We start from the raw sequence: 24811 nt of genomic DNA, 5'->3' as shown, positions 1-24811 counted from the left end.
CCTAAGGAAGAGGTTAGTATAATAATCGCTCCAATCTCGTTTTCAACGTTTTTTGAATATATTTTTAATTAGATCAAATCGAGTTCCAATACGACAGGACAATGATCGCTGCCCAATATATCGCAGTCGATTTTTGCATCAGTGATCTTAGGACCTAGTCTCGCGGAAGCAAGGAAATAGTCGATTCTCCATCCCACATTCCGCGCTCTTACGCCTGGCATATTAGACCACCAAGAGTAGACATCTGTCCGATCTGGGTAGAGATGTCGGAACGAATCAATAAATCCCGCATCCAACAATTCCGTCATTTTGCCGCGTTCCTGAGGGGTAAAGCCCGAATTATTGAGATTCCCTTTCGCATTCTTGATGTCAATTTCATGGTGAGCAACATTCAAATCGCCGCAAACGATAACTGGCTTTTGGGCGTCCAATTGCAAGAGGTAGGTGCGAAAGCGATCTTCCCACTCCACTCGGTAATCCAGCCTAGAGAGATCACGTTTTGCATTGGGTGTATAGACGGTCACAAGGTAGAAATTGTCGAACTCCAACGTGAGTATCCGACCTTCTGGCTCTTCGTTCTCCTCCATACCATATCTCACCGAGAGCGGTTGAATTCTTGTGAAAACGGCGGTGCCGGAATACCCTTTTTTAACCGCATAATTCCAATATTGTGTATAGGCTTCGCCCAGTTCTAGGTTAATTTGTCCTTCCTGCAGCTTCGTCTCTTGAAGACAGAATATATCTGCCTGCGTTTGCTCGAAATAATCAATAAACCCTTTATTTACACATGCTCTCAACCCATTAACGTTCCAGGATACAAGTTTCATTTTCATCTTTTCCCCTTGCTGCTTACAGTCATATATAGTTCAGTGTACCATAAGTGTATCCTCGTCGGCGATTTATGAAGATATGGGGGATTTTCTACTCTCATACCTCGGGACGATTCTGTATATCATCGAAGGAGAAATGCATCATTTTCCATCCCATTGCGGTTAGAAACGTTTCACGATTCAATGAGTAACTAAACTTCTCGCGAGCCATATCTTTGACATGACTCTGGAAACCGTCACATTCAATACCAAAACGACCAAAGGGCGTTATGTAAGCGAAATCGATAAATTGAGATTTGCGATTCCAATCATAAATTTCATACTCCGGATGCAAGTGGTCGAGATGACCAAACAGAGGATACCAGACATTCTGGAGAAATAGCTTTCTGCGAATAAATGTCTCCTAATGAGGCGCCCCTTTCTTTCTCCGCTTCGGAGAGCGGCATGACAATCAATGTACTTTTGGTGCATAAGTTCAAAATTCAATAGTGAAAACCTACTCTGAAAAAATAAAAAAACGCCCTTCGCCAAAAGGCTAAAGGACGTTCTTCGTCTACGATTATTATACCAAATAAGCATAATATAAGAAAATAGCATACCTATCTATCAGCATTATTGATTTATTTTTTCAATCGCATGCGTGATATACTGTGTTTATCCGATTAAGTTCATAGGTTTAATAATAGATGAGAAGGCGAGGTTTTCTTATGACGAAAATTTATAGCAATTTGACAGAGTTAATCGGTAATACGCCGCTGCTTGAGCTCTGGAATTATAATAATCGGCATGGACTTGATGCCAAAGTTGTCGCGAAGTTGGAGTATTTTAACCCGGCTGGCAGTGTAAAAGATCGTATCGGATTCGCTATGATTAAAGAGGCTGAAAAATCCGGTAAGATCAATAAAGAGACTGTCATTATTGAGCCTACCAGCGGAAACACAGGAATCGCTCTTGCTTTTGCAGCGGCTGCACTAGGATATCGGTTAATCATTATATTGCCTGATTCTTTTAGTATTGAACGTAGGAAATTATTAAAGGCCCTAGGTGCAGAACTCGTTCTCACTCCATCCTCTGAAGGCATGTTAGGGGCAATTAAAAAAGCAGAGGAATTGGCTGCAAAGATGCCAAACTCATTTATACCGCAGCAATTTAGCAATCCAGCCAACCCGGAGATTCACAGAAATACCACTGCCGAAGAAATATGGAAAGATACAGACGGTAAAGTCGATATTTTCATCGCGGGAGTTGGTACGGGAGGGACGATCACGGGTGTGGGTGAGAAACTGAAACAGAGAAATCCATCCGTTCAAGTGATAGCTGTTGAGCCATCCGATTCACCCGTTTTGTCAGGTGGCAGTCGTGGCGTGCATCATATTCAGGGTATAGGTGCCGGGTTTGTTCCAGATAATTTCCAACGATCAATTGTAGATGAAATATTTACAGTAACCAATGAGGATGCCATAACAACGGCCCGTGAACTGGCCAAAATAGAAGGTCTGCTGGTCGGTATTTCATCCGGCGCGGCAGCTTACGCAGCAAGAGAAATTGCTAAACGACCTGAGAATAAAGGGAAGACCATCGTAGTTATCCTGCCAGATACCGGTGAGCGGTATTTGTCTACGAATCTATTTGATGAGTGATATGTTAAAACGCAAAAGAAAGACCAGAAATCCGCGGCGGATCTCTGGTCTTTCTGTGTTACACGGTTTATACGGAAACTGCCCTTAATGCGTTGCGGCAACGAACGTTTCTTTATCCGTTTCTATCACGAGCTTCTCTTTGCTCATGGCAAAAGCGGCAGCTAAAGCGAGTACTGCAGGGATAAGTCCCCACGCAAATGTGGCCACGATGGAGGAGGAGAGTCCTTCTGATATTTTCCCAAGTACTTGCTCCGGAATTTGAGTACGAGTCGCCGGGTCAAGCAGAGCATGCGGGTCCTTAAAGTCTAGACCCTGTGGCATCGCGGATTGGCCGCTCCCCGTGAAGGCATCCGATAAATGCCGGGTTAACGAATGGCTTTGAATAATGCCGAAGATGGTGATTCCGATCGTCATGCCGAGTGAGCGAAGGAAGTTCAGCGTAGAGCTCGCAGCCCCTCGTTGACTGGCAGGTACGGAATGTATAGCAGCGTTACTGAGCACAGAAAATGAAGCGCCGATTCCTAAGCCGACTAATATCATATAGATAGTGATAAGCAAACGCGATGAATCTGGTGTCAACGTAATCAGCAGTGCCATACCTGCCACAAGCAGAATGAGGGTGGAGATCAGGATGGCTCGATATGAAAATTTACTAATGAGGAAACCGCCTGCGGTAGCTGTAACAACAGTGCCGAGCATCATAGGCAGAAGTACGAGCCCGGAGTTCGTTGCGCTTCCTCCGAGAACACCTTGAATGAAGATCGGGATATAGACAGAAGCCGTAATGAAGGCTGCTCCGCTTAACATCGCGATCGCATTGCTTGCCGAATAGAGGCGATCCCGGAACATCCGGAAGGAGATAATAGGTTCCTCTGCCCGCGTCTCCACATAGAGGAAACTAAAAGTGAGAAGAGCAAATCCAGTAAATAAGCCAATAATCTGAGCGGAGTTCCACGCGAATTGTTTACCTCCTAGCTCCATGGCGAACATTAGGCAGACGATGGCACCAACAAGCGAGAATGCGCCGGCCCAATCGATACGCTGTTTAGCATGCTGGAGGGATTCCTTATAGAAGATGGCAATCATCAAGAAGGCAATCAGTCCAAGTGGTAAGTTAATATAGAAAATCCATTCCCATTTAATATAGTCGGTCATATAAGCGCCAAGGAGCGGCCCGAAGATGCTGGACATACCAAACACTGCTCCAAACAATCCCATTAGCTTGCCTCTGCTTTCCGGTTTAACCGCATCGAACATGATTGTGAAGGCGATAGGTACCAAAGCACCGCCGCCAATGCCTTGTATGGCCCGGTATAAGCTTAACTGTACGATCGAGGTGGCTGTTCCACATAGAGCGGATCCAAGCATAAACACTAAGATACCAAAGATGAAAAAACGTTTGCGCCCATACATATCCGATAGTTTACCGAAAATCGGCATCCCTGCCATTTCAGCGACCATGTAAGCCGAAGTTACCCAAACGAATTTATCGAGTCCTCCGAGGTCTGCGATAATGGAGCCCATAGCTGTCGCGACGATTGTATTATCCATCGAAGCCATTAGAATGGCTAAGAGTAATCCGGCTAAAACAATACCGGTTTGGTTCGTTGATTTCGTCATGTGATCATTTCCCTTCTTCAATCATTGATTTGTATAAACCGATTATAAACAAACAACCCTGACAAGAGTCTGTCAGGGTTGAAGGCGTATGAGGAAAAGAATGTTCGCTAGAAGTTGTCTATGAAATCGTCTTATGCTCCGGAAAAAATATTCGGTAAAGTAATAAATGAATGGATTGCAAAAATAAATAAATCGGTATGGAATAAACGAGCTGATACCCATGCTTGTAATGAAAAATACCAACAAGTACGCTAAGCCACTCGACACCTATGCCCATAGACGTCCAGAGTAAGATGTAGGGTATCGTGTAAAAACCATGCACACCCCATTTTTTATAAAAATAAATAAATATATAACCAAATGGTGCATACATCAAATAGGAGAAAATATCAAACGGCTGATAACGGGATTCGTCACCCACATCATAGAAATCAAAGGGCGGGACGGCAATGGTATGATCAAACATAAGACCAAAAACGACCCCAATCAACAAATTAAACAAGCTCTGAGTTAAGGTGAACTTTTTTGGCAATATCCAAATCGCAAGGATCCCTACGACAATCATCGCAATGACGAACCATTCATTTCCGTTAAATCTATTATCGTAAATGATTACGTCGTTCATAGAGATATCTCCTTTTGCTGTAGGTGTTTTAACATACGGCCGATCCAATAAGTGAGAACCATCATTGATACAATGAGTAAGCACTCATAGAAAATGTTCCATCTCTCATAGGTTAATACACCATTGAATCTTAGGAATTGGCCTGTGCAGAAGAGATAAGAGAATGTATACAGAGTAATGCCTGCTTTTGTACTTCGTTTCAATGTGGTCAGATAGACATTAGCAAAAGTGAGAAGAGTTATTGAAAAGGTGAAGTCCCTATGTAAAATCATCGAGAGGAATTCAGGAACCTTTTTGCTAAGTTGGAAAAATCCTAAAGTGTCGCTTAAGATCGTTAATTTGTTAATGTCCACGATAGCTAAGAGCATGTAAAGCAGCACGTTCGTAATGACAGACAATTTATTGGGCAGAAAGGCAAATATAAGGAGACTAAACCAAACAAAAAGCAGGCAAATGACTAGAATCAAGGCAGGGCTCCTTTGCAACAAAATAATCGAATAGCGTTAAAAGATTCAAATAAGTATCGTCTTCTATTTTTACCTTTATTGAGTTGTTTAAACCTTCCTCTTAGGAAGGGATAGTTGACCTCTAAGTAACAAAATAAAGATTGCCTTTTACCCGGCCATTCTGGTCAGGTGGTTGGCAATCTTTTTCAGTTCGGACAAAATCCCGGAGTCTGGGCTTTTAACTGCTTCGTGAAGCGGGGATCCAACTTGGCAAGTTCAACAAAATAATTGCTAATTGCGTGGTTAGCGGAGACGGAGCCCCCTTGAAAAGTTAATTCAACCCCCTTTTTCACATGAATATAGTGGTAAATTTTATCTGTTCGAGGAGATGTATAGATGAAGGGCGGAAGCAAAGGGACGAAGTCGTTGGTATTATAAATCCGATAGTGAGGTCCGGTCCTGCGGTTGAAAAGACTAGCGAATGCCTGATTTCCAACACGCGGTGAAGCATAAGTATACACGGAAGGATTCTTGAATGTAGTGTTTGTGGAAATATCGGTCGCGCATAATGCTGCGAGTGCTCCTCCAAGACTGTGTCCTGTAATGTACAGCGTTTTCTCCGTGGAGAGCTTGTTTAGCGCTGTCATAATCGATTTGCGGGCTGAACGATAGATGTCGAGAAACCCTTCATGTACGAAGCATTGCTCTTTTGTATAAGGAAACTGAGTTTGCCTGGCAATGGCATCGGAGATCCAATCGGATCTCGTATGCGTACCTCGAAATACGATGACAATTTGTCTATTGGATTCGGCAATAAAGCCGAACAGCTCTTTTTCACTCAGGATGGAAGTTGCCTTGAAGGAAGAAACCATTCGGTAATGGGGTGGCATAATAACGCTTTCGGGACCATTTTCAAATTGGTTATAGCTTTGGCTGCACATAGCTGCTAGAAAGATCGCCGTCCGTGTATCTAATGAGTTGCTGAGCATAAGTCCATTCCTCCATACACACAGGTTGCTGTTCTCCTATATATATGAAAATAGTGGACACCTGTCCTCCGACAATCGCCTATTTTCTGGGAGACTTTCAGCGGGCTGATCCTATCAGGTATAATAGGCGAAGGAAGGTGGAGATGCACGTGTTAAAACGCTTTTTTTCGTATTATAGGCCCTATAAGCACTTATTTATTTTGGATTTTACCTGTGCGGTCGTGGCTGGACTCCTAGAACTGGGTTTCCCACTTGCCGTTAATCAGGTCGTCGATAAATTGCTTCCTGCCGGGAATTGGATTTGGATTCTTTGGGCTTGCGCGGGTTTGCTTGCTGTCTATGGGCTCAACACGGTGCTAAATTTCATAGTCACGTATTGGGGGCATAAGCTAGGGATTAATATCGAGACGGATATGCGGAAAAAGATGTTCGATCATCTGCAGAAGCTCTCGTTTCGGTTCTATGACAATAACAAAACGGGTCAATTGATGTCCCGTATGGCAAATGATCTACTTGAGATTGGTGAAGTTGCGCATCATGGCCCAGAGGACTTGTTCATCGCGGTAATGACGCTGATCGGTGCACTCCTGCTTATGCTTCATATTAATATGAAGTTAGCGCTCTTAACCTTCGTTATCGTCCCATTCTTGCTGTGGATAGCGGTGTATTTTAATCAAAAAATGACGAAGACTTTCCGTCGAATGATGGGCGACCTTGCCGATATTAACGCAAGAGTCGAAGACAATATTGGTGGGATTCGAGTTGTTCAAGCTTTCGCAAATGAGTCCTACGAGAAGAAACTGTTTGAGGATAACAACGGACGGTTCCGGTTGACGAAGCTGCTTTCCTATAAAATCATGGCGTGGAATGTTTCGCTGAGTTACATTTTGATGCGTCTGGTAACGGTTTTCGTCCTTATTTGCGGTACATGGTTCGTGATTGACAAGCAGATTACCTATGGAGAATTTATTGCTTTCGTTCTCTTAACGAACGTTTTTCTGGGTCCCATTCAGAAGATTAATAATGTCATTGAGAGCTACCCCAAGGGAATTGCCGGCTTTAAACGGTATGTTGAAGTCATTGATACGGAGCCTGAGGTAGCTGATCTGCCGAATGCAGTGAAGGTTAGTCATCTCGATGGTCAAATTACGTTCGACTCGGTGTCATTCGGCTACGGGGATGAAGCCCGTGTATTGAATGATATCAGCTTATCTATCCGGGCTGGGGAAACCGTTGCTTTCGTAGGTCCATCGGGTGCCGGGAAGACCACGATCTGCAGCTTGCTGCCTCGATTCTACGATGTGAGTGCGGGCAGCATTTCCATTGATGGCCTCGATATTCGCAGCATCCAGCTGGAGTCGCTGCGCCGTCAGATCGGCATCGTGCAGCAGGATGTGTTCCTGTTCTCCGGCACTTTGCGGGAGAACATCGCGTACGGTAAGCTTGGCGCGACGGATGAGGAGATCTGGGAAGCTGCGCGGCGCGCGCAGCTGGAGGGTTATATCCAGTCCCAGCCGAAGGGGCTGGATACGGTTGTCGGTGAGCGCGGCGTCAAGCTCTCGGGCGGTCAGAAGCAGCGCCTCGCGATCGCGCGGATGTTCTTGAAGAATCCGCCGATTCTCATCCTCGATGAGGCGACGTCCGCACTCGACACGGAGACAGAGGCGGCGATTCAGCAGTCGCTTTCCGAGCTGTCGCGTGGCCGCACGACGCTAGTCATTGCCCACCGGCTGGCGACGATCAAGAATGCCGATCGTATCGTCGTCGTGACGGAGCAAGGCATTACCGAGCAGGGCGGGCATGAGGAGCTCATCGCTGTGGGCGGTGTGTACAGCCGCTTACACCAAGCGCAGTTCAGCTCTTGATCCCAGGCTGCAGCAAGCTAGTTTTGGCTAGTTCGCTGCAGCCTCTTTTTATTCCCAAAGATAGGATAGAACTTCCAAATGAATCGTGATAAACTATGGAAATGGTTATCTACCAACGGTGAATAATAGAACGAGGTGACGATAGTTGAAGTCGATATTTCGATGGCTGTTGCTTGGGTTATTTACACTTGTGTGCATCTTCTTTCTGAGCAATATCCGTAACGCCTTTTTATCTACGCAGCCGGATCAGATTCGAGTCGCAATAGGTCCGGATACGAGCATTCAGAAAATAAGTGAGCAGTTGCCTGGCAGTCAAGTGCTAAATGAAAAAGCTGGCTTAATGTCTGTTCCTTATGGAAAGTCGTGGGATTATATCGGGAAGACAATGTCGATCAAAGGCATATTTCGTGCGACCACGGTTCCGCTGGAGCATCCCGTTATTTCCTGGCGTTATTACGGTTATTCGATGAAAGAGCAAATCAAAGGTTTCGCTCATGGTGACTTTGGCAAATTCCGCAATCCTTTCAATAGGAAAGAGGTTGCTGTTCTTGGGGAGCTCCCTAACATGCTTCTTCGCACATGCACTTATTTCATTCCTGGTTTACTGCTGGCGATTGTGCTTAGTGTGCTATTTGCGATGATAGCATCCATGTTCCGCCGATTAGGTGCCTTGATGGATGGTACGCATGGCTTGCTTGTTGGATTGCCTGATTTTTTCTTAATCGTTCTTATACAATTGGGGGCGATTTATGCGACGAAATATTTGGGGCACTTTGTGTTGCTTATTGTTCAAGTCGGCGATAAGACGCCGTTTCTCATCCCGTTTCTCACGATCGCGCTGATTCCCTCGGTCACCATCTACGGCACCCTACGCATCGCGATCGCACGCGAACTTGGACAGGATTATGTCGTTACCGCTCTAGCAAAAGGGTTAACCCGCAGAGAGGTGCTCATCTCTCATGTTATGCGGAATGTAATGGCTGATTTGCTGGCGATCTTACCCAAAGCGACCACACTGGCACTGGCCAGTATGGCTGTTGCGGAAGCTATCTGCGGAATCTCCGGTTTGGGTGGCTTTATCGTCTCCCCAGCCTTACAGAATGTCTCCTCCATATCGGCTATCTGTATGGCACTTGCGCTAGTCGCTATGGCTTTTCATGTATTCTACGCACTGCTGCGCAAGAAGTTTATTGTTCGGACAGGGGAGGTGGGTTGACGATGATGAAACGCTCATCAACTGCTTACTACTGTTCGATTGCAATCATCGTGCTCATCCTGCTTGTGATGATATTCGGTACATGGCTGATGCCCCATGGGATTACACCTGATGACAAGATTAATATGATCCAATATCAAGAAGACGGTAAAACGAGATATAGCATTCCGCCATACTCGCCCAATAGCACCTTCTTGTTGGGCACCGATCATAGGGGCTTTGATGTGCTGAGCTTATTGTTGAATGGGTTGAAATATACACTGGGTACGGCGCTAGCGTTAACCGTATTTCGCTTTGTTTTGGCCCTCCCATGGGGATTCTGGAGCGGGACCACGGGCAAAGGATGGGGCATTCTTCGCTCCATGCAGTGGGTCGTTTCCTCTATGCCTGCATTTGTATTCTTGTTCCCGCCTTTAGCAGGCATGTACTTTGGACTGCGGCTCGATCAGGGGCTGAGGGCGGATCCGCATTACCAGCTGCTGTTCACAGTTACTTTTGTTAGCCTAGTCACATTCATTGGGATATTCCCATTAGCCCATCAGGTGGCAGATCGGACACGTTATTATAATGAACGACTATTTATTGAAGCATCTCGTTTAATGGGCGGTTCTGTGTTCCACCGAACGATGCGACATTTGGTTCCTTGTATGAGAAATGAGATGTTGTTTATCTTCCTCAGCGAATTCATGCAGGTGCTCTTCTTGTTAGGGCAGTTGGCTGTATTTAACATTGTGCTTGGCGGCATTGAGACAATTGGTGATAGCGATGCTGGCTATTCCATCGCCATCACAACATCGGGTGAATGGTTATCGCTAATCGCCTATGGCTCAAGGTACATTCGACTGCATCCATGGATTATTCTGAGTGCAGGTACCAGCTTCGCAGGACTCTTCCTGGCGCTGCAGTTTTTCTTGAATCAGCTCAAACGCCGCTACGGCAGTGAACGTCAATTGATGTAAAGCAAAAGAAAAAGGTCGGGGTTCCATCCTAAGGATGGGCTCCGGCCTTTTCCGTGTGAATTATCGTAATGAGCTGAGTTGGATGTCCAATCTAGCAGCTACGCCAGCTGCTGATAGAGTTCTAATAAATAGCCCCAATTTTCACTCGACATAAAAACGTAAATTAAATGTTACTATAACACATAATATATGTTAAAATGATGAAAATCATGAGGGGGATACCTAGCGTGGATGAAAAAAATGATAAAACCAAAAGGCTCTCTGTTTACTTACCGGAGAAAGTAAAGTCGGATCTGGAGCAAATGGCCGACGAAACGGGTCTGTCGATGACACAGTTAATTGTGATGGCCACGCATGGCCTGCTAGCCAACTACTCCGCACAGGGTGGTGCTATTTTCGCTGATTTATTGGCAGCCAGACAACGAATTCTCCACGAAGTGAAGGATAAGCATCAGCTTTTAAACGAAGAAAAAGTGAAAATGCAAGAATACTACGGTGCCCGAGCGGAAGAGTATGAACGGATTTATCACCGAGAGGACGCTGAGTTCCAACAAGAGCTTGGACTCTTGAGCGAAATGGTGAAGAAGCAGGTGGAAGGTCGCAACGTTCTTGAGGTAGCCTGTGGGACCGGGTATTGGACCGAAATTGCTGCGAGTACGGCTAAGCACATAGTTGGTGTTGATATTCGTCCTGAAGTGCTGCAAATTGCTAAGTCCAAGCCTTGGCCAGCTTCAAATACAGCATTTGTTCAGGGGGATGCGTACCAGCTCTCCGAAGTGACGGGTGCCTTCGACTTTGGTCTTGCCAACTTCTGGTTTTCGCATATTCCGAAGAATCGGATCGAGTCATTTCTCCAGAGTTTCCACCAACGTCTAGGCACAGGTGCCCGTGTCTTTATCGCCGATAATGTTTACGTACCCGGAAGAGGCGGAGAGCTGATAACGAATGAACATAGCGAGGATACCTACAAAAGACGCGAGCTGGCTGACGGATCGATGCATGAAATTATCAAAAACTACTACTCATATGAGGAACTGAACGATATTTTTAAGCCTTTATCTCAGCATTTGCGAATATTTGTTGGAAGTAGCTTCTGGTATGTCAGCTACACAGTTGCTTGAAATAGAGAATGATAGGTAAAATATCCCTTGACCAAATATGTTACTCAAGTTACATTTGTTAAATGAGTAACATATTTGGAGGGAGTTAACAATGAGCATTTTTTCGAAAATAAGTAAGTGGTTTATGGCAACATCAACTTGGATTCAAGCATTAGCATGGTTTGTTGCCTCACAAATCGTGTATTTTACTATGTTGTTTGTGACCATTCCAGCTATTCAGAATAAGGCCAATGGCATGAAAATGTTTGACTTAATGACTACGGGTTATTCGCCGCAATACGTTACATCGTTCCTAGAGACAATTGGGGAAACGGGGCGGAAATTATATTTAACGAAAAAGGAAAATTGAAGGCGGGTTTCCAAACTCTAAGTAAGGTGGTCAAATGGATAATAATCTTCCTTTAAGAGAACGAAAAAAATATCAGACGATGTTAAGTATTCTAGATGAGTTTTTACTTTCGCTTGAAAGTCATCATTTTGATGAAATCCATATTGAAGATGTATGTAATCGGGTAAGTATTTCGAAGGTAACTTTTTTTAGGTACTTTACTTCCAAAGAGGAAGTTCTCGACTATTTTGTACTGCAATGGTGTTATCAAAGAAGCGTTGAGATAGATAAGGGAACCTATTTCGGGATAGATGGCATACGTCAAGTTTTTAGAACTGCAGCAGAGATACCTCATGCTAAGAAAATTCTGATTGCCATCATTCAATACTATTCTAAATTAAAAGCTGAACCAACGAAAAAGGAACTCAGTGAATATGAGCGCTATATTATCTCGCAAAACTCTATAGAAGGAATTCATATTCAAATTCTTCCTTTAGAAGCCTTATTTCATGTCTATCTATCGCAAATAGAGAACTTGTCGGAATCTAAGATATTGCTCTTTTCGAGCCAGTTGGTAGCGCTTTTCTATGGGATTCCATTTCAGGTTCATATTCATATGTTGGAATCTCAGACATTGCTAGAAGCATATATGGATAATATAGATAGTCTATTGGTAGCAATTACTCACGATTTAAAATAAACAAAAAAAGCTTAGTCAAAGCCCTTCGGCTGCTTCTGACTAAGCTTTATTCCCTATTATTATTTATTATTTTCACTTTCATTTTGTCGTCTTTTCATTACGTTATTCACTAAGTTTTGAGTTGCGTCTTGTGTGGATCCAGTTACGTTTTCAATGGCGTTTTGTACATAATTCGTTGCGGATTGAACCCCGTTTTTAAAGATACTCGTTTTGTTAACATCAACGTTATTCGTATTGTCAGACATCGTTCATTCCTCCAATGATATTCTAGAGAGACTGTCGTTTGATTAACTATGCTTTCTCACAACTGGTACGCATAACTCTAAAATTCGATTTTAGAGTCATTCAGCTTTGGTGAGGGTATTGGCTATAGTGATTACTCGGCATCCATCCCAGCGGCGGCATCGAAGACATTCTCTTTCGGCACCTGTGTTATATCTTCCTTTTGCTGCACCCAGTAACCAACGTTACGGTACCAATATTGAAACGAATCGTCCAATTGCTGCTCTCGGTTGCGATCCTCGTTAACATCGGAGTCAACTTCTAGCCCCTCTACGAGCAATCCGTCTTCACGATTCTGTTTTCGATTGATATCATCAGGTGTATTCACGTTAAATTTCCCTCCTAAACATTCTTATCATAACGCTCCTCCATCCTTGTAAGGATTAATTTGCATAGATAGGGAACGATTTATACAAAATCTCTAATGCCCAGAAGTAAATTTAAGGCCGAGAACGCCAACTAGGATCAGAATCATGAACAAGATCCTTGTTAAACTAATGGGTTCATCTAGAAAAAGGGTGCCGATTATAATCGCACCGACAGCACCAATTCCAGTCCAAGCCGCGTATGCTGTGCCGATGGGGAGAGTTTTCGTTGCTACCGCTAGAAAATAGAAACTGACAATCATCCCTGCAATCGTGACGATGGAAGGAACTAACCGTGTAAAACCATTAGAAAATTTCAATGAGATCGCCCATGCTACCTCAAATACACCTGCAATGACGAGATATAACCATGCCATGATGAATCACTCCTCTTGAATTTGTTATACGTACTATTTTGCCGCAAAAAAAAAGGAAATAGCCTGGAAGTTATATCGCTAAAGCGACATGACTCCCGGGCTTTTTCCCCTCCGTGACCACAGCGTATTCGCTGCGTGTTTCCCCTCGGACCAGTCTGGCGATGAACGCCACGGAACCCTAGAAAACAATATGCCGTTATTATAGAACGGCTAACATGCGATGTCAAGTTAGAAGAATTGGGATGTAGGAATAATTTCATTTTGAATGAACCCTCAGAAAAGAATAAAAGCCCTGAAAGCAGCTGTTCTTTCGAGCAGGGCTTTTCCGGGCTTTATTCATGAGTCTTGCAGAGTTTACTTGGATTCAGCAGTTAGTTGATTGTAGATATCATCCCACAGAACTCGTCTGGCTGATACATACCGCTTCGCGTAATAAGATTGGCTAAGTTTGTTTTTCACTATACCTTCATTGGATGCAGAGTGAATGAATTCACCGTCTCCAAGATAGATACCTACGTGAGAAATACCATTACCGCCACTTGTGTCAAAGAACACTAGATCGCCTTTGCGAAGATCTTTTTTGTCAACCCAGTAACCTTCTTTATTTTGAGATGATGAGCTATGAGGAAGATCAATGCCGAATTTGTCGAAAACGTAGGAGGTGAAACCAGAGCAATCAAAGCCCTTTGTGGTCGTTCCCGCCGTTCTGTACGGAATTCCGAGCAATCCGTCAACTGTTTCATCCAAAGTGGATTGTGCCGCTGACACGCTTCCTAAACCGATACTCAAAAACAAAACAAGGCTAAAAACAAGAGCAACAATCTTTTTCAACTGCTTGTCTCCTTCCGGTGCCTACGAGGTTAGCTGGAGGGTTCGGTTGAAGGTTCCCTATGATCCCTGTCTGGCAAGATCAATTCACCCGGTGTGGTTCCCCCGTTTCTCCAAAAAATGGAGAATTCGGCATGAAATATTTGGTTTTTTGATGCTAGACCTTTTAATTCGTCATAAACTTTTAAAATCCTCCTTTCTATGAGTCTTCTAATTAAAATATGCAAGTTTGTTAGGGAAATAGACAAAAAAAAGCCCCTTTTTGCAAAGGGGGGGAGAAAATGTGCTAATTTCAGCTTATTTATAGGTGATTAACTGTCCATTTTGGCAGATAGAAGCTGATATTGGGAAGTTATGGCCCACATTTGGATAAAAATGTGGAAAAGCGGGAAGATCTGATAAATGATTAGCGCTACCAGACCTGCCCATATGTAAGTTGCTGTGACTGTGACCCCTGCCAATAGTCCCGAGGCGAACAGGAGGATAAGCGCAAGCCCGATAATAGGAAACAAACTGCGAACGAAAGTGATAACGGTGGACAAAATGCCAAGTTTGGCAGCAATCGCGAACTGTACGTACATAAAAAGAAGATGTAAGAGAAAGCCATAGACGAGCAAGCCGAGAAGCCATGGCAGCAATTGGAGGGCTGCTTGCTCATACGATGTGGTATGTGCGAATTGTTTTTGCGCTTTAGGAAACAGCCATATGAGCGGCAGTAAGGAAAGCGAGATTCGAACGACATACGCGATTAGGAATGGGAGCATGAGCTCCTTGATGCCTCGGAAAAAGCGATAGCCGGCATTTTGCTGGGAATGGGTCAGCGAGTAGTAGACGCCGCTATTCAACATTGGGGTGAGCAGCATGCGAATAACAAGTAAAGCAGCCAGCCACCAAAGGTAGGAATGGCTAAGATCGGTTTTGACCAGTTGGAACTGTCCTTCAGCTAGAAATAACTGCAGCGCTTGCTTCGGCTGCTCGCCACCTGGATAGCGGTGCATGAGAGGGACGAGAACACCCTGCACAAGCTTATACAGCAGGATGCCCCAGCCCATCTGATACAGGAACAAGACGATCGTGGCGAAAGGTTGCCGTAAAGCCGCCCTGAAGCCAGACTTGATATAAGTTGCCACAGTTGTCCCTCCTAAGAGTTTTGCTTTAGCAAAACTGGCATCGAAAGCATAATCTAAGAGTTTTCAGTAGGAAAACTTACTTCGTAAGCATGTACCTGGGTGTTGCTTTAGCCGCTTACCAGGCGACCCAGCCGAATATGGCTTGCAGGAATTGAATGAGACCGAGATTCCAACGGATTTTCCACTTGGCATCCACTTGCGTTTGCATAAAATTATTAATATGTTTATTTTCCAGCACGAGCGAGTAATTAGGATCAATTCGAACCCAGTCTACAGGAGTCTTGTGGGTTAGTTTGAATTCGATACTGCTTTCTTTACCATCCCATGTTTTATCAAGCACTGTGCCGTCAGAGAAATGGAACTGGATCGGCACCTCTGGCGAATTGCCGCCTCGTTTGGAGATGAGAACGGCACTTTCGTAGGACTCTGCCCCTTTGCTGCCCACGGATTTGACGCGAATGCTCTCCACGGCGTAATCCATCATCATGGCGCCGTATACGTATTGATTAAAGAAATCATCCCACTTCGTTTTGGTCACTTCTTCAACAACGTTCTGAAAGTCCTTCGTAGAAGGGTGTTTAAATTCCCAACGTTGGAAATAAGTGCGCATAATGCGGTCCATTGTTTTGCTGCCAACCTGCTTCTCAATGGCTTTAAGCACCAGCTTACCTCGTGTGTACACATTCTCTGCGTATTGATCATGTCCCTTATAGGCCCACGAGTTCTGCTGGAGGGTATGTGGAGATGTAATAAAGCTTGATTCGACAGGTAAATTAGGGGACACCCCGTACTCTGCTTCCATGACTTTATCCTCTGCATAGGAGGTAAAGCCCTCATCCAGCCAAGCTTCTTCGAATTCATTGCTAGCTACGAGTCCATAGAAGAATTGGTGTCCAATCTCATGAACTACGACACGTTCTAGTTCTAGATCTGGTTTCTTGTCACTAGCATCCCACGCCGTTACCAAAGTCGGATATTCCATACCGCCCACACCGTTGCCTCCTGGGGGAGGTACGACAATCGAAAGGGTCGAATAAGGATACGATCCGTACCATTGGCTGTAGCGGGAAAGTGCCTTTTTGGCAGCGTACATATAACGGTCCTTCAAGTCCTGATGATTGGGATCGAGATAGAGCTTGATCTTGACCCCAGGTATTTGTGCGGTCGAGTAGGGTTCTTCCACATAAACGAAATGAGGCGATGCCGACCAAGCGAAATCATGCACATCATCCGCATAAAATTGGTACGTCTTCATCCCGTTGTCGGTCACAGCAGGCTTAACCGGGAAACCGGTAGCTGCTACGGTGTAGTTCGCCGGCACTTGAATTTTCACGTCATACATCCCGAAATCGGCATAAAATTCCGAATTTCCGTGGTACTGGTGGAGATTCCATCCCGGCTCCGTACGTCCTCTTGTTCCAATACGTTCATAGGCAGCAACTTTAGGGAACCATTGTCCGGCCATGACGAAGTCATCCACATAGCCCATTCTTGCGAAGGCGGCAGGCAGCTTGACGAGGAATTCCGTCTTGATTGTGACTTTCTCTCCGGCTCCTACCGGTTTAGGCAGCGGAATTTTGAGCAGCGTGTGATCGTCCTTGTTGCCGTCATCGGGCTGCACGAACGCCATGCGCATACTGAGATCCTCTCCGTCAACCGTTTTCACAGAAAGCAACTTCATACTGCCGCTACTGTCTGCCTTGGCTTCATCTTCACGGAGCTTACCACCTGATTCACGCATAAACGTCGTTTTCTTTGAGGCAAATGCATTGGGATACAAATGGAGGTAAAGCTCTTGCACAGGGACAGTTCCCGGATTTTCCCAAGTCAACGTTTGCTGCCCATTGAGCTCCCTCGTTTCGGGCGTATAAGCAACGTTCATGTGATACTCCGCAATACGATAGCTAAGCGCTGTTGGCGCTTGCTTCTCTAATGGCTTGGCGCTATCTGCAGGCTGCATGTCCGGCGCCGGAGCAGACTTTTCATCCTTAGAGACGACTGGAACGGCCCATTTACTTGCAGATGGGAGCAAATTTTCAGACAGCAGGACAGTGCCTGCTGCAAGGAGCATGACAACGAACCATTGAACCTTGCGGTTTTTGAATAGAACACTCATGATATCCACCCCGCCTAAACAAGCATCTACAGCATGTATATGTAGACAACCTAGGGAATATTTCTGAGCTTGGAAAAGAATTGTTAGAAGGAGGGGAACGAAGTAGCTAATTAATGAGTTTATAAGGTATAAAGGGTGTTGAAATCGATGAATAAGGGTTCCCCACGCTGATGAGGTTTGATGACCGGGGGTTCTAACTGCAACCAGCCCTTGTTCTGGAGGATGACTTTAGCTACAATGAGAGCAAAGCGTCATTTTAACATTACGAAGACTGGAAGGTGCCCTCATGGAAGCGGATAAAAAGAAGCTGGCCTTAAATATAGTAAGTTCCAAAGTGAATCATAAAGGATTCGGTGCCGGAGCAATCGACCTAAGCAACGTATCTGGTGTCATTATTGATGGGGATGAAGCCTACCTGGACGAAGGTACACTTCATGCCAAAAGCAAGATCGAAAAAGGCATTAAATTCTCAATAAACAAAGAAGATGTGCCAAACGGGCGTAAAGCTTGGATCGTTTGGGTGGCAGTCGACCGTACGGAAGAAGGAGCTTACTACGCTGGTATGACAGCTTGCGAAATGTTGATTGACACAGAAGCTCGCAGAGGGTGGAAAATTCTAGCCGAGCATGTGAACAAGATGGATGCTGCAATGAAGCGTAAATTCATCTTCGACGGCTTGGATGACAAGGAGCGGGCGCTGCTCAAAAATCAGCTGATCGCACACAACGAGGAATGGTGGAATCGCTCGGATCAAGCATTGAAAGATGCACTTTCATAAGCGATTACACGCATAAATCGAGATTATGAACATTATGTGTCATCCATTGTTACGTTTGGGTGAACCGAGTATACTAGACCCTAGTGTATGTTACCTCATATACTAGGACAGCAAAAAGGCAGACTAAGACGCGCTTAGTTCTGCCTTTTTGTGTTCTCTGGAAACAGATGGATTAGTCGTTCCACCAGCGTTTGATATCATTCCACCAAGAGCCGTTTTGACCTTTGGGGGTTCCCTTTGGATCATCGTTCGAAGCTGGTTTCGCAGGTTTGCCTGTGCAGAACGTTGTCGGCTCCGTGCCAACCAGGAAAGCCTCCATGTGTGAGTTCGGACAGTCCTCATTGGACAGCTTGCCGCTCACCGGATCAATATAGACACTTGTTACCCCTTCAGGAATCGGGAACAACTTAGGCGGTATCGCCTCTAACGTTTGTTCTGTGAATTCCGCGAAAATCGGAGAAGCCAAATGTGATTCAACCGTGGAAATATCCCTACTTTTGTCATAGCCGACCCATACGGCAGTTGCGAGCTCCGGTGTGAAGCCAACCAGCCACGCATCGGTATCGGTCGTACCGGTTTTGCCTGCTATCGGACGCTTAATCGTACTGGCTACGCGGTTACCGGTTCCGCCCTCTTCGAACACGCTCTCCATCAGATTCGTCATTACATAGGCGACAGCTGGATCAAGCACAGGCTCAGCTTGCGGGGTCGCTTCATATAAGATTCGACCGTTCGCATCCTCAATCCGCACAATCGCCGTCGTCTCCTGATGAACGCCTTGATTCGCAATCGTACCGAACGCTGACGCCATTTCGAGAGGGCTTACGGGGAAAGACCCCAGAGCCAGTGACGGCAGCGGCTTCATCGGTGAAGCAATGCCCAGCTTGCGGGCCAGCTCGATAACCTTCGCAGGACCGACATCCAGAATCGTATGCACCGCATAAATGTTGTCAGACTTCGAAATCGCCTGGCGCATATCAATATTTGCATTCGCATACTGATCGTTGAAGTTTCTGGGTGTGTACCGTTGGCGGCCTTCATCGTAGGTGAACACCGTCGGCTCACTTTTTACCTGCGACACAGGTGTATAGCCATTTTGCAGAGCGACCATATAAACAATGGGTTTAAAAGAGGACCCCGGCTGTCTCGTATTCGAGAGTGCACGGTTGAACTGATTCTCGGAATAGTCGCGACCGCCGACCATCGCTTTAATTTCTCCTGTCCTTGGGTCGATTGCCACTAGAGCGGCTTGAAGGTCTGTTTTACCCGTGAGCTGCTTGGTGATAACACTCTCAGCGATTTGCTGCGCATTTTTATCGAGCGTCGTGTAAATGCGAATGCCGCCTTCATCGAATTGCTCCTCGGGTATGCCCAGCTTATCCGTGGCCAGTGCGCGCACATAATCTCGGAAGTATGGGGCTGCTGCTGGCTTCTTCTTCGTAAGCGGCTGAATCGTCAGCTTCTCTTTCCCTGCGGCGTCAGCAGCGCTTTGAGTAATGAAGCCACTGCGCACCATCGTCTGCAGCACCACCTTTTGCCGATCCATCGCATTCTTCAGATCATAATACGGCGAGTAGTAGCGAGGCCCTTTAGGAACACCAGCGATCATCGCGCTTTCCGCCAGCGTTAATTCACTGGCATGCTTGCCGAAGAAAAGCTCGGAAGCCGTTTCAATCCCATACGTCGAATGACCGTAGTAGATCTGATTCAAATAATTCGTCAGAATTTCATCCTTCGTCAGCTGCATTTCCATTTGCACAGCGAACACGGTTTCCTTGATTTTACGCGACCAAGTACGATCATGATTTAAATATAAATTTCTAGCTAATTGCTGAGTTATCGTTCCTGCACCTTGCACCTTTGCCATGGCTTGTACATTGACAACAGCTGCCCTTGCTACTGCCTTCACATCTACGCCGAAATGATCATAGAAATGCTGATCCTCCACAGCGAGCGTTGCTTTAATGAGATAAGGCGATATTTCGCTCAGCGAGACGACCTGTCGATTTTGACCCGAATAGAAGGTGTCGATCAGTTCGCCATGTGTATCGTACATTTGGGAGGTTTGCAGCATTTTGGTGACGGGCAGTGTTTGAGTACGTAAATAGACGAGAAAGCCAGCGGCCACGATGAGGAGCAGAACGCAGGAAGTGAATAGGAATGAGAACATTTTCTTGATACGACGCATCCAGCGCATAGACGCAGGTACCTCTTTCTCCCTAGGTGCTTGTGGTGTGCCAGTGGATGGCTGACGATGGTTCTCGTTCTCGGACATCTCTTCTTACCTCCTTTCTCCATGCTCTAAGGCATTACTATCCAGTATGGAAAAGCATGGCAGTCCGTATTCAACGAATTGTAAATATTTTTTATTAAATGTTTAAAAAACCTAGGAAAATATTGCATTTTGGGGGTAATGAACTATAATACAATTTGTGCGTATGAAGGGACTGGAAATAACAGCGCCGCTTCGCATGACTTTTCCAACTGGTGGAACACTGTTAGAGACAACGAATGTCAGGATTTATTCATCCAAATATAGCAGCGAAAGAAGGAATAAACATGGAACTGTGGTACACAGAGAAACAAACCGATAGCTTCGGCATTACAGCAAAAGTAAAAGAGACATACGTTAGAGAACAAACGGACTTCCAAGACCTTTCGATGATCGAAACCGAAGAATGGGGAACAATGCTTACCCTGGACGGTATGGTTATGACAACGGTCAGAGACGAATTCGTCTATCATGAAATGGTTGCGCACCCGGCGCTTGTTACCCACCCGAACCCAGAGTACGTGCTTGTAGTAGGCGGCGGCGACGGCGGAGTAATTCGTGAAATCATGAAACACCCGAAAGTGAAAAAAGCTGTTCTTGTTGATATCGACGGTAAAGTTATCGAGTACTCCAAAAAGTACCTGCCAACCATTGCCGGCGAACTGGACAACCCACGTGTAGAAGTCATTGTTAACGATGGCTACATGCACATTCACGATCACAAAAACACCTACGACGTTATCATGGTCGATTCCACTGAACCTGTTGGTCCAGCTGTTGAGCTGTTCTCCAAAGGCTTCTACCAAGGTATCTTTGATGCGTTAAAAGAAGACGGGATCTTCGTTGCACAAACGGATAACCCTTGGTTCAAAGCAGACCTGATCCAAACGGTTAACCGGGATGTCAAAGAAATCTTCCCAATCGTACGTGTGTACAGCGCGAACATTCCTACGTACCCAAGCGGTCTCTGGACCTTCACAATGGGCAGCAAAAAGCACGATCCACTGCAAGTTGAGGAAGCAGCAATCCCAGAATTCCCAACGAAGTACTACACACCGCGCCTACATAGAGCGGCATTTGTATTGCCTAAATTTGTTGAAGATTTGATTAAATAAGACTCCATTAACATCAACATAGTAAAGTCGTCAGCTAATCTTGATATTTAGAGGAGCTGACGGCTTTTTTTGGAATGAATAAACTTCATAATAACTTTAGAATACTGTCATACCGTTGTCAGTCAATCCAAGATATACTAGAAATAAATAACAGTAGGACAGGATGAAGAATCACCTAATGGGAATCCAGCCAATCCTGTACCACCCATGGAGGTAATAGTGATGTTTGCTACGGTAGAAAGTTTTATTAAAGAATATCAGCAAGAATCCGCTACGACGCAACAACTGCTTGATGCCTTAACGGATGAATCTCTGCAGCAGCCTCAAGCCGAAGGCTATAGAACGCTTGGGTTTATAGCGTGGCACTTGGTTCACAATGATAAGGGTATGCTGCATATGGCTGGTTGGAAGTTTGAAGCGCCATCTGCGTCCAGCGAACCACCATCACATGCCGCTGCGATTGCGGACGCCTACCGAGCTACTTCACAGGGGATTATCGAAGCAGTTCGCACACAACTTACTGACGCAAAGCTGCAAGAAGTTGTTCATATGTTCGGTATGCAGTGGACGATCAGCGAGACGTTGTACAACTACGTTAAGCATGAGATTCACCACCGCGGCCAGCTGACGATACTTATGCGCCAAGCGGGTGTGCCTGTCATTGGAGCATATGGTCCAGCGAAGGAGCAATGGGCAAACGTAGGAATGCCGATTCCTGCTTTTTAAAAGTGCAGATAAAATTGAATAGGTAGAGATGGGAAGCCTTTAAATCCGCATTACAGTGGATAGGGGGCTTCTTTTCGTTAACGATGACAACGAACTAATCTCTTCCGTACATTGAATTCGGCGAACCTTTCATATAAACTATTACCTAACATGCCTTATCTTGACATAAGGTGCACACAGGACCAGCAGAATAGGAGAATGACGGACCATGACGGCTAAGCAACGCGTGCGGATCCGAATTGAAAGTCGAAGCGGGAGCGAGACAACCGTGCAGAAAGCACGAGGGGATCTTTATCGTAAAGGCAATCACACGTACATCCGCTATGAAGAAGAGCCGAACGAACTTGGACGAACAGTGACGCTCATTAAGCTGGAAGATAATCAGATACGAATCGTCCGCCAAGGAGACGTGCAAGCAGAGCAAACATTTCTACCCGGCGAGAAGAGGATTGGCTTTTATCAAACACCCCAAGGTAGATTGGAACTCGAAATCGAGACACATGAGCTAACCTCGGAAGCCGTACATGGCATCGGTATAACAAGGTGGAGCTATGATTTATATGCATCAGGCACTCATGCGGGAACATACAGGATCAAGTTGTTAATTCAGGAGGAGTAAGACGAATGGATGTACTAAACGAAGTTAAAGCCATAGTTAAACAAGCCATTATAGAAGCTGTTACAGCTGCAGGCATCGTAGACGTGGCGCAAATACCGGAGATTATTCTTGAGGTCCCGAAAGAGAAGACACACGGGGATTTCGCAACGAATGTCGCGATGCAGCTAACCCGAATTGCTAAGCAGAACCCAAGACAAATTGCCGAGCAAATTATCGCTAACCTGCAAAAGGATAAAGCCAATATCGCAGAAGCGGAAATTGCGGGTCCTGGTTTTATTAATTTTAAAATGAACAAAGTGTACCTATACCCGGTTATTGAAAATGTTCAAAAACTAGGTGATCGGTACGGTGCGACGAACGTCGGTCAAGGGCTTAAAGTGCAAGTGGAATTCGTAAGCGCGAATCCAACGGGTTCTTTGCATTTGGGACATGCTCGTGGAGCGGCAGTGGGGGACGTGCTGTGCAACGTGCTCGATCTCGCTGGATACGACGTATCCCGAGAGTACTACATCAATGATGCCGGCAACCAAGTGGTCAATTTGGCCAAATCAATCGAAGCCCGCTATTTGCAGGCGCTCGGACAAGAAGCGGAGATGCCGGAAGACGGGTACTTCGGTGAAGATATCAAAGGCTTTGCCGCGGATCTTGCTGCGGAAGAGGGAGATCGTCTTCTTAGCTTGCCAGAAGATGAGCGTCGTGCCTATTTCCGTACCTATGGGTTGAAAAAAGAACTCGACAAAATCAAACGCGATTTGGGTCGCTTTGGTGTTCATTTCGACAACTGGTTCTCCGAAACGTCGATTTATGAAGATAACCTCATTCCACCCGTTCTACAAGAGCTGCGGGATAATGGACACATATATGAAGAAGAAGGCGCAACTTGGTTAAATACAACACCGTTGGGTGACGACAAGAATCGCGTTCTGATTAAGAATGACGGGTCCTTTACTTACCTTACTCCCGATATTGCCTACCATCGCAATAAATTTGGGCGCGGCTTTGAGCGTTTGATTAATATTTGGGGCGCGGATCATCATGGCTACATTCCACGGATGAAAGCGGCTATGACGGCGCTTGGTTTTGAGTCTGATCGACTCGTTGTGTTAATTGCCCAAATGGTGAGCCTTTTCCAAAATGGGGAAAAGGTGAAAATGTCCAAACGGACTGGCAAAGCAGTCACGATGGAGGATCTCATGGACGAAGTCGGCGTAGACCCGATTCGTTATTTCTTCGCGATGCGCAGCATGGACTCGCATTTGGACTTTGACATGGACTTGGCGGTTTCTCAGTCAAATGAGAACCCTGTGTTCTATGTGCAGTACGCACATGCACGGATTTGCAGCATCTTCCGTCAGGCGGAAGAGCAGAACATCCAGGTGCTGCCGCTGGAGCAGGTAGACCTTACCCAGCTTACGTCGGAAGCTGAGTTCGACTTGCTGCGCAAGATGGGCGAGCTTCCTGAGGAAATCGCCTATGCGGCCGATCAATATGCGCCGCATAGGCTCATCCGCTATGTCTATGAACTGGCAAGTCAGTTCCATAGCTATTACAGAGGCCACTATGTCATCACGGATGACGCGGCTTTGACCCAGGCACGCCTCGCTTTGCTTGGCGCGCTTCGCATTACCTTAGCCAACACGCTTCGCGTGGTTGGCGTATCCGCCCCAGAGCGGATGTAGCATCTGCTCCGCAAAACCGAAGGGACGATCCCCATGTCTACGCAGACATGAGTGATCGTCCCTTTTTTTGTTAATACCAGAAGTATGGTGGACTTAACTTGTGGAGTATCTCTTCGCAAACGCAGGCCCTTTTATTCCTGGCATGCGAGTGGAATTGTTGTAAAACGTACAACAATTTCCCCGTT

At 45.7% G+C, this 24811-nt stretch carries 24 protein-coding genes, 1 pseudogene and 2 riboswitches; of the genes and pseudogenes, 12 read left to right on the top strand and 13 right to left on the bottom strand.

Features of this window, described 5'->3' with window-relative positions; translation table 11 throughout:
- Positions 1-68: 68 nt before the first annotated feature.
- Together AC58UU_RS35055 and AC58UU_RS35050 are read right to left on the bottom strand one after the other, a co-directional pair.
- Positions 69-827, bottom strand: coding sequence for an exodeoxyribonuclease III (locus tag AC58UU_RS35055; RefSeq protein WP_497322152.1), 759 nt, complete (start codon positions 825-827; stop codon positions 69-71).
- A gap of 103 nt (positions 828-930) precedes the next feature.
- Positions 931-1301: pseudogene (locus AC58UU_RS35050) on the bottom strand (putative endonuclease domain-containing protein); the annotation flags it as partial.
- 236 nt (positions 1302-1537) lie between these two features.
- Between AC58UU_RS35050 and cysK the strand changes: the two are divergent.
- Positions 1538-2470, top strand: a complete 933-nt coding sequence (gene cysK / locus AC58UU_RS35045) for a cysteine synthase A (protein WP_497322116.1) — start codon at positions 1538-1540, stop codon at positions 2468-2470.
- Between the two features lie 84 nt (positions 2471-2554).
- On the opposite strand, the gene AC58UU_RS35040 is transcribed toward cysK, so the two are convergent.
- From AC58UU_RS35040 to AC58UU_RS35025, 4 genes are all read right to left on the bottom strand, one after another.
- Complete coding sequence (locus tag AC58UU_RS35040) at positions 2555-4090, bottom strand: MDR family MFS transporter (protein ID WP_497322115.1); 1536 nt, start codon at positions 4088-4090, stop codon at positions 2555-2557.
- A gap of 118 nt (positions 4091-4208) precedes the next feature.
- Positions 4209-4715: a hypothetical protein gene (locus AC58UU_RS35035; protein WP_497322114.1), complete on the bottom strand. Its 507-nt coding sequence runs from the start codon at positions 4713-4715 to the stop codon at positions 4209-4211.
- The gene (locus tag AC58UU_RS35030; RefSeq protein WP_497322113.1) at positions 4712-5182 is read right to left on the bottom strand and encodes a hypothetical protein; all 471 of its coding nucleotides are present in this window, start codon (positions 5180-5182) and stop codon (positions 4712-4714) included. Before AC58UU_RS35030 ends, AC58UU_RS35035 begins: the two co-directional genes overlap by 4 nt.
- A gap of 185 nt (positions 5183-5367) precedes the next feature.
- A complete protein-coding gene (locus AC58UU_RS35025) occupies positions 5368-6150 on the bottom strand; it encodes a lipase family protein (RefSeq protein ID WP_497322112.1) in 783 nt (260 codons plus the stop codon).
- A 149-nt stretch (positions 6151-6299) separates the two neighbouring features.
- Between AC58UU_RS35025 and AC58UU_RS35020 the strand changes: the two genes are divergently transcribed.
- The 6 genes from AC58UU_RS35020 to AC58UU_RS34995 all read left to right on the top strand — a co-directional run bounded on the left by AC58UU_RS35020 (position 6300) and on the right by AC58UU_RS34995 (position 12339).
- Positions 6300-8015, top strand: coding sequence for an ABC transporter ATP-binding protein (locus tag AC58UU_RS35020; protein ID WP_497322111.1), 1716 nt, complete (start codon positions 6300-6302; stop codon positions 8013-8015).
- Positions 8016-8160: 145 nt separating this feature from the next.
- Entirely contained in the window at positions 8161-9231 is a 1071-nt protein-coding gene (locus AC58UU_RS35015; protein ID WP_497322110.1) for an ABC transporter permease subunit, read from the top strand.
- Positions 9232-9233: 2 nt separating this feature from the next.
- The gene (locus AC58UU_RS35010) at positions 9234-10190 is read left to right on the top strand and encodes a hypothetical protein (RefSeq protein WP_497322109.1); all 957 of its coding nucleotides are present in this window, start codon (positions 9234-9236) and stop codon (positions 10188-10190) included.
- 227 nt (positions 10191-10417) lie between these two features.
- Positions 10418-11311 carry a methyltransferase domain-containing protein gene (locus tag AC58UU_RS35005; protein WP_497322108.1) on the top strand — a complete coding sequence of 298 codons (894 nt, stop codon included), beginning with the start codon at positions 10418-10420 and terminating at the stop codon, positions 11309-11311.
- Between the two features lie 91 nt (positions 11312-11402).
- On the top strand, positions 11403-11660 hold the full coding sequence (locus AC58UU_RS35000; RefSeq protein ID WP_497322107.1) for a hypothetical protein: 258 nt from the start codon (positions 11403-11405) through the stop codon (positions 11658-11660).
- A 34-nt stretch (positions 11661-11694) separates the two neighbouring features.
- Positions 11695-12339 (top strand): TetR/AcrR family transcriptional regulator, encoded by a 645-nt coding sequence (locus AC58UU_RS34995; RefSeq protein WP_497322106.1) that lies wholly within the window; start codon positions 11695-11697, stop codon positions 12337-12339.
- Between the two features lie 59 nt (positions 12340-12398).
- On the opposite strand, the gene AC58UU_RS34990 is transcribed toward AC58UU_RS34995, so the two are convergent.
- From AC58UU_RS34990 to AC58UU_RS34965, 6 genes are all read right to left on the bottom strand, one after another.
- Positions 12399-12584, bottom strand: coding sequence for a hypothetical protein (locus AC58UU_RS34990; protein WP_497322105.1), 186 nt, complete (start codon positions 12582-12584; stop codon positions 12399-12401).
- A gap of 131 nt (positions 12585-12715) precedes the next feature.
- On the bottom strand, positions 12716-12949 hold the full coding sequence (locus tag AC58UU_RS34985) for a hypothetical protein (protein WP_497322104.1): 234 nt from the start codon (positions 12947-12949) through the stop codon (positions 12716-12718).
- 93 nt (positions 12950-13042) lie between these two features.
- Positions 13043-13363 carry a quaternary ammonium compound efflux SMR transporter SugE gene (gene sugE / locus AC58UU_RS34980; protein ID WP_497322103.1) on the bottom strand — a complete coding sequence of 107 codons (321 nt, stop codon included), beginning with the start codon at positions 13361-13363 and terminating at the stop codon, positions 13043-13045.
- Between the two features lie 90 nt (positions 13364-13453).
- Positions 13454-13556, bottom strand: a riboswitch (guanidine-I (ykkC/yxkD leader).
- A gap of 161 nt (positions 13557-13717) precedes the next feature.
- Positions 13718-14194, bottom strand: a complete 477-nt coding sequence (locus AC58UU_RS34975; RefSeq protein WP_497322102.1) for a C40 family peptidase — start codon at positions 14192-14194, stop codon at positions 13718-13720.
- 3 nt (positions 14195-14197) lie between these two features.
- Positions 14198-14336, bottom strand: a riboswitch (cyclic di-AMP (ydaO/yuaA leader).
- 166 nt (positions 14337-14502) lie between these two features.
- Positions 14503-15321, bottom strand: a complete 819-nt coding sequence (locus AC58UU_RS34970; protein WP_497322101.1) for a hypothetical protein — start codon at positions 15319-15321, stop codon at positions 14503-14505.
- Positions 15322-15436: 115 nt separating this feature from the next.
- A complete protein-coding gene (locus AC58UU_RS34965; RefSeq protein ID WP_497322100.1) occupies positions 15437-17437 on the bottom strand; it encodes a M1 family metallopeptidase in 2001 nt (666 codons plus the stop codon).
- Positions 17438-17723: 286 nt separating this feature from the next.
- Here AC58UU_RS34965 and AC58UU_RS34960 point away from each other — a divergent pair, with 286 nt between their 5' ends.
- Complete coding sequence (locus tag AC58UU_RS34960) at positions 17724-18215, top strand: YwhD family protein (protein ID WP_497322099.1); 492 nt, start codon at positions 17724-17726, stop codon at positions 18213-18215.
- A gap of 172 nt (positions 18216-18387) precedes the next feature.
- Here the strand turns inward: AC58UU_RS34960 and AC58UU_RS34955 are convergent, their stop codons facing one another.
- On the bottom strand, positions 18388-20490 hold the full coding sequence (locus AC58UU_RS34955) for a transglycosylase domain-containing protein (RefSeq protein ID WP_497322098.1): 2103 nt from the start codon (positions 20488-20490) through the stop codon (positions 18388-18390).
- 284 nt (positions 20491-20774) lie between these two features.
- Here AC58UU_RS34955 and speE point away from each other — a divergent pair, with 284 nt between their 5' ends.
- From speE to argS, 4 genes are all read left to right on the top strand, one after another.
- Positions 20775-21602: a polyamine aminopropyltransferase gene (gene speE, locus AC58UU_RS34950; protein ID WP_029197206.1), complete on the top strand. Its 828-nt coding sequence runs from the start codon at positions 20775-20777 to the stop codon at positions 21600-21602.
- A gap of 222 nt (positions 21603-21824) precedes the next feature.
- Positions 21825-22328: a DinB family protein gene (locus AC58UU_RS34945; RefSeq protein ID WP_497322097.1), complete on the top strand. Its 504-nt coding sequence runs from the start codon at positions 21825-21827 to the stop codon at positions 22326-22328.
- A 208-nt stretch (positions 22329-22536) separates the two neighbouring features.
- Positions 22537-22947, top strand: coding sequence for a YwiB family protein (locus AC58UU_RS34940; protein ID WP_047682791.1), 411 nt, complete (start codon positions 22537-22539; stop codon positions 22945-22947).
- A gap of 5 nt (positions 22948-22952) precedes the next feature.
- On the top strand, positions 22953-24626 hold the full coding sequence (argS, locus tag AC58UU_RS34935; RefSeq protein ID WP_497322096.1) for an arginine--tRNA ligase: 1674 nt from the start codon (positions 22953-22955) through the stop codon (positions 24624-24626).
- The last annotated feature ends 185 nt before the right edge of the window (positions 24627-24811 follow it).

The organism is Paenibacillus sp. JT22N1, from assembly GCF_059692155.1.
Note: the sequence above shows the minus strand (reverse complement) of the source record. Positions and strands in the feature narration are given on the sequence as shown.

Coding starts and splice junctions, on each gene's coding strand:
- AC58UU_RS35055 (WP_497322152.1), bottom strand. CDS start 827: ATGAAACTTGTATCCTGGAACGTTAATGGGTTGAGAGCATGTGTAAAT.
- cysK (WP_497322116.1), top strand. CDS start 1,538: ATGACGAAAATTTATAGCAATTTGACAGAGTTAATCGGTAATACGCCG.
- AC58UU_RS35040 (WP_497322115.1), bottom strand. CDS start 4,090: ATGACGAAATCAACGAACCAAACCGGTATTGTTTTAGCCGGATTACTC.
- AC58UU_RS35035 (WP_497322114.1), bottom strand. CDS start 4,715: ATGAACGACGTAATCATTTACGATAATAGATTTAACGGAAATGAATGG.
- AC58UU_RS35025 (WP_497322112.1), bottom strand. CDS start 6,150: ATGCTCAGCAACTCATTAGATACACGGACGGCGATCTTTCTAGCAGCT.
- AC58UU_RS35010 (WP_497322109.1), top strand. CDS start 9,234: ATGATGAAACGCTCATCAACTGCTTACTACTGTTCGATTGCAATCATC.
- AC58UU_RS35000 (WP_497322107.1), top strand. CDS start 11,403: ATGAGCATTTTTTCGAAAATAAGTAAGTGGTTTATGGCAACATCAACT.
- AC58UU_RS34995 (WP_497322106.1), top strand. CDS start 11,695: ATGGATAATAATCTTCCTTTAAGAGAACGAAAAAAATATCAGACGATG.
- AC58UU_RS34990 (WP_497322105.1), bottom strand. CDS start 12,584: ATGTCTGACAATACGAATAACGTTGATGTTAACAAAACGAGTATCTTT.
- sugE (WP_497322103.1), bottom strand. CDS start 13,363: ATGGCATGGTTATATCTCGTCATTGCAGGTGTATTTGAGGTAGCATGG.
- AC58UU_RS34965 (WP_497322100.1), bottom strand. CDS start 17,437: ATGAGTGTTCTATTCAAAAACCGCAAGGTTCAATGGTTCGTTGTCATG.
- AC58UU_RS34960 (WP_497322099.1), top strand. CDS start 17,724: ATGGAAGCGGATAAAAAGAAGCTGGCCTTAAATATAGTAAGTTCCAAA.
- AC58UU_RS34955 (WP_497322098.1), bottom strand. CDS start 20,490: ATGTCCGAGAACGAGAACCATCGTCAGCCATCCACTGGCACACCACAA.
- speE (WP_029197206.1), top strand. CDS start 20,775: ATGGAACTGTGGTACACAGAGAAACAAACCGATAGCTTCGGCATTACA.
- AC58UU_RS34945 (WP_497322097.1), top strand. CDS start 21,825: ATGTTTGCTACGGTAGAAAGTTTTATTAAAGAATATCAGCAAGAATCC.
- AC58UU_RS34940 (WP_047682791.1), top strand. CDS start 22,537: ATGACGGCTAAGCAACGCGTGCGGATCCGAATTGAAAGTCGAAGCGGG.
- argS (WP_497322096.1), top strand. CDS start 22,953: ATGGATGTACTAAACGAAGTTAAAGCCATAGTTAAACAAGCCATTATA.